Here is a 4749-nt window from a genome sequence, read left to right as displayed (position 1 = left end):
ATGACGGGGCTTCATCATCGCGAGCCAGGATGTTGTGGTGCCGTGTTATATCACAATGTCTTGGCGGAATTGATCGCAGATGGCATTCATGTTCATCCCCGTTATGATGCAATTAGCGTATCGCATGAAAGGCTACCAACAACTCGCTTTAATTACAGATTGCATGCGTGCGGGGGGATTACCTGATGGTGATTACACGCTGGGCGCTCAAACAGTGTGCGTCACCCAAGGTCAAGCAAAAACAGCCGATGGCTCGTTGGCTGGAAGTACTTGTAGCTTAGATAGTGCATTAAGAAATATGGTGCAACTCGCTCATGTCCCTGAGTGGGAAGCCGTGCAAATGGCGAGTGCGATCCCTGCCGAGTATCTCGGTATCGGCGATAAATTGGGTTATATCAAAGCGGGGCGAGAAGCCAGCTTTGCTGTGGTGGATGAGTGTTTTCATCTCACCGATACATTCATCAGAGGAAATCATATTTACTCTGTATCCGGGGAAAATGCATAGTTTTTCAGTTATGCACCCATCTGTAAAAATGAGGTATTTATAATGGAAATTCGTCAGCCAATTCATAGTGAACATGCTAAAAGGCTTGATACAGAAGGACTTCGCAAGGAGTTCCTGATTGAAAACCTATTCTGTGAAGGGGAAATGAATCTCACTTATAGCCATATAGATCGCATTATTGTTGGCGGTATTGTTCCTACAACACAGCCTTTAGCGTTAATGGCAGGTAAAGCATTAGGCGTTGATTTCTTTTTAGAAAGACGTGAGTTAGGTGCCATTAATATTGGTGGTGCTGGCAAAGTGATTGTTGATGGTGAAGTGTTTGATATTGGTGCTCGTGAAGCGATTTACATTGGAATGGGTGCTAAAAGTGTTGAATTTACCAGTGATAGTGTAGAAACACCGGCTCGTTTTTATATGAATTGCGCGCCAGCCCATCATACTTACCCAACGCGCAAAATAACACAACAGCAAGCATCACCAGAAAAAATTGGTAATGTAGAAAACTGTAACGTTCGTACTATTTATAAATTCTTACACCCTTCAGTTTTGCCTACATGCCAATTGTCTATGGGGATGACGGTTCTTGAACCGGGTAGCCTATGGAATACCATGCCTTGCCATACCCATGAGCGTCGTATGGAAGTCTATCTCTATTTTGATATGAAAGAGGACAATGTGGTTTTCCATTATATGGGAGAACCAACGGAAACACGTCATTTAGTTGTCCGTAATGAGCAAGCCGTGATAAGTCCTAGCTGGTCAATTCATTCTGGTGTTGGCTCTGCATCTTATACCTTTATTTGGGGAATGGTTGGTGAAAATCAGGTCTTCCACGATATGGATCATGTTGCAATGAAAGATCTGAAATAATCACAAATAGTCATATTTTCTTTTTACCCTACATATAAAAAGGTGTGGCTTTATAGCCACACCTAAGAGGTTATTGTTATGAATTTATTCGATTTAAATGGCAAGGTTGCTATTGTCACGGGTTGTAATACTGGATTAGGTCAAGGCATGGCGATCGGTTTAGCCAAAGCGGGTGCAGATATTGTGGGGGTGGGTATTCAAGATGCACCTGAAACTCGTCAACAAGTAGAAGCATTGGGGCGTCGCTTTCATTACATTACGCAAAATTTAATGAAACAAGATGGATTGCAAGCGCTGGTGGATGAAGCCGTTTCTGTCATGGGGCGCATTGATATTTTAGTGAATAATGCAGGTATTATTCGCCGCGAAGATCTCTTGGAATTTAGTGAAAAAGATTGGGATGATGTGATTGATATTAATCAGAAAACACTGTTTTTTTTTATCTCAAAAAGTCGCTCGTCAATTTGTGAAACAAGGAGAGGGAGGCAAGATAATTAATATTGCTTCTATGCTCTCTTATCAAGGCGGAATTCGTGTACCTTCTTACACCGCAAGTAAATCTGCAGTCATGGGATTAACTCGCGCATTGGCGACTGAACTTTCTCAATATAATATCAATGTAAATGCTATTGCTCCGGGCTATATGGCAACAGATAACACCGCGGCACTGCGTGCTGATGATGTTCGTAATGCCGCTATTGTAGAGCGAATTCCTGCTGGACGTTGGGGAACGCCTGAAGATGTTGCTGGTCCTGCGATTTTCTTAGCGTCTAAAGCGAGTGATTATGTAAATGGATACACCATTGCGGTTGATGGTGGTTGGTTAGCTCGTTAATTTCATGGAGAAGTAGGATGGAACACGCTAATACAGAGACTTTGCAAAGAGAGTTTGTATTACAAAACATGAAGCGAGTGTATCGTTATCAATCGGCTAATCAAGTTCGTAGTGTTCGCCGCCGTAGTGGTAAAACCCGTTTTATTAAAGACACTGATTGGGAGCGCGGTGTTTTATGGAGTTGCGTAAGTGCCGCATGGCAGGCAACGCAAGACGAAGAGTATCTTAATGGTGTGTTGAATTACACGTTACATACAGGATTTAGAACGGGTCCTAATGCTCGTTTCGCAGATGATCATGTTTGTGTACAAGCTTATCTTGCAGTAAGTCCGCTTTTTGAACAAACTGAAATTCTGGAGCCAACCATTAAAGCATTTGACATTATGCTTGATGATCCTAAACCGGGTCGTGAAGATTGGTGGTGGTGTGACGCTCTCTTTATGGCGCCTCCTGGTTTTGCTACTTTGGCTGAAATTACCAACGAACGACGTTATTTGGATTACATGCATACGGCTTATTGGGATGCGATTGAACATTTACGTGATCCTGAAACAGGGCTTATCTTCCGTGATCATCGCTATATTCCTGATGGTGAAGGCAATGAATTACGCGAGGCTAATGGTGAAAAAGTATTTTGGAGCCGTGGTATTGGTTGGGTTCTTGCTTCGATACCTCGTATCCTAAAATATATGCCTGATGATTATCATGGTCGTGAACGTTATATTGCATTATTTAAAGAATTAGCGACATCCATCCTAGATTATCAACATGAAGATGGTTTTTGGCGAACCAGCTTACTCGATCCTGATAATTTTCCTGCACCAGAAAGTTCAGCAACAGCGTTATTTTGTTATGGACTCGCATGGGGAATTAATCAGGGAGTACTAGAAAAAGAGGTGTATTTACCTGCATTAAACAGAGCGTGGTCAGCATTACAAACCTGTATTCATGACAATGGCATGATAGGCTGGGTACAACTTCCGGCATTTAATCCGCGAGAGGTCAAGTTTGAGCATAATATGGATTATGGTGCTGGTGCTTATTTATTAGCAGGAAGTGAAGTTTTAAGTCTTTTGTAAAATTCCTAGAGCGTTGATATTGAACTTTGTTATTTTTCTTGCACTTTACATACCTTCCGCGCAATATTTTCCTATCTAGGTTCCCGACCAAAAATAGGGACGGTTTTTATATAATAATAAGAGGTAACAATAATCTGTTACCTCTTATTATAAGTTAGGGTGCTTAGATAAAACACAACAATAGGATTGGGAAATTGTGGGGGAGTAATCCCCCACAAGATTAATATAACGTAAAAATATATTAATCTGAATTATTAAATATCCATTAGTTGGTGTGAATAAACGAAAAGGTTTATTCTGTAATAATGCGTTATTCGATATTATCATCGTCACGATCATGAGTCCGATTAAAGAATATTTTTTCATTTCCTCTTGCACTCCGATAAAAATGGAGGCAGAATCAAATTGTCTATGTTTGAGTCCGCCTCGGTGAATATACAATATATTTTCCGGGGCTTTTCTCTTTCTGGTACTTGCGAAATGCTTGAACCAGATTGATCCAAGCACCCGCGCAGAGCATAGCAAACTATTTAAATGAGACAACACATTTATTAGCAATAATAAATAAAGGTATGACTCTTTATTATTTAGAGTAAATAATTGATTCGTTAAGTTATAAATAAAAGAAGAGGTAACAGATAATGGTTACCTCTTCTTGTAAATTAGGGCGCTTAGATTAAACCGTAATCACTTAATTAGAAAACTGCGGGGGATTGCTCCCCCACAAGGTTAGTGTTTATTATTAATAAACTTAACCTGAACATTTATATATTCACTCTGAATAGTGAAATTCTCGATTGGATTATTATAGAATAAAGTTATCAGTAATAGCGTGATATTTATACTTATAACAATCACTCTAATCAGAGAATATTTGTTCATCTTCTTGACAGCTCCTTTATAAGGAGGCAGAATCAAGTTCTCGTGTTTGAGTCCGCCTCGGTGAATATACACAATATATTTTCCGGGGCTTTTCTCTTTCTGGTACTTGCAAAATGCTTGAACCAGATTGATCCAAGCACCCGCGCAGAGCATAGCAAACTATTTAAATGAGACAATACATTTATTAGCAATAATAAATAAAGATATGACTCTTTATTATTTAAAGTAAATAATTGATTCGTTAAGTTATAAATAAAAGAAGAGGTAACAGATAATGGTTACCTCTTCTTGTAAATTAGGGCGCTTAGATTAAACCGCAATCACTTAATTAGAAAACTGCGGGGGATTGCTCCCCCACAAGGTTAGTGTTTATTGTTGATAAACTTAACCTGAACATTTATATATTCACTCTGAATAGTGAAATTCTCGATTGGATTATTATAGAATAAAGTTATCAGTAATAGCGTGATATTTACACTTATAACAATCACTCTAATCAGAGAATATTTGTTCATCTTCTTGACAGCTCCTTTATAAGGAGGCAGAATCAAGTTCTCGTGTTTGAGTCCGCCTCG

The 4749-nt window shown here is 39.5% G+C and carries 2 protein-coding genes and 2 pseudogenes; all 4 read left to right on the top strand.

What is annotated here, in order from left to right; translation table 11 throughout:
- A pseudogene (locus BHE89_RS09725) lies at positions 1–505 on the top strand (amidohydrolase family protein); the annotation flags it as partial.
- A 42-nt stretch (positions 506–547) separates the two neighbouring features.
- A complete protein-coding gene (gene kduI, locus BHE89_RS09720; RefSeq protein ID WP_069367641.1) occupies positions 548–1378 on the top strand; it encodes a 5-dehydro-4-deoxy-D-glucuronate isomerase in 831 nt (276 codons plus the stop codon).
- 78 nt (positions 1379–1456) lie between these two features.
- Positions 1457–2213, top strand: a pseudogene (gene kduD, locus BHE89_RS09715) (2-dehydro-3-deoxy-D-gluconate 5-dehydrogenase KduD).
- Positions 2214–2230: 17 nt separating this feature from the next.
- Positions 2231–3292, top strand: a complete 1062-nt coding sequence (locus tag BHE89_RS09710) for a glycoside hydrolase family 88/105 protein (RefSeq protein ID WP_069367643.1) — start codon at positions 2231–2233, stop codon at positions 3290–3292.
- Positions 3293–4749 lie beyond the last annotated feature (1457 nt).

Origin of the sequence: Shigella sp. FC1967, from assembly GCF_001743005.1 — a bacterium.
GTDB lineage: Bacteria > Pseudomonadota > Gammaproteobacteria > Enterobacterales > Enterobacteriaceae > Proteus.
Note: the sequence above shows the minus strand (reverse complement) of the source record. Positions and strands in the feature narration are given on the sequence as shown.

Bases quoted from the DNA above. Each gene is read 5' to 3' on its own strand.
- kduI (WP_069367641.1), top strand. From the start codon at position 548: ATGGAAATTCGTCAGCCAATTCATAGTGAACATGCTAAAAGGCTTGAT.
- BHE89_RS09710 (WP_069367643.1), top strand. From the start codon at position 2,231: ATGGAACACGCTAATACAGAGACTTTGCAAAGAGAGTTTGTATTACAA.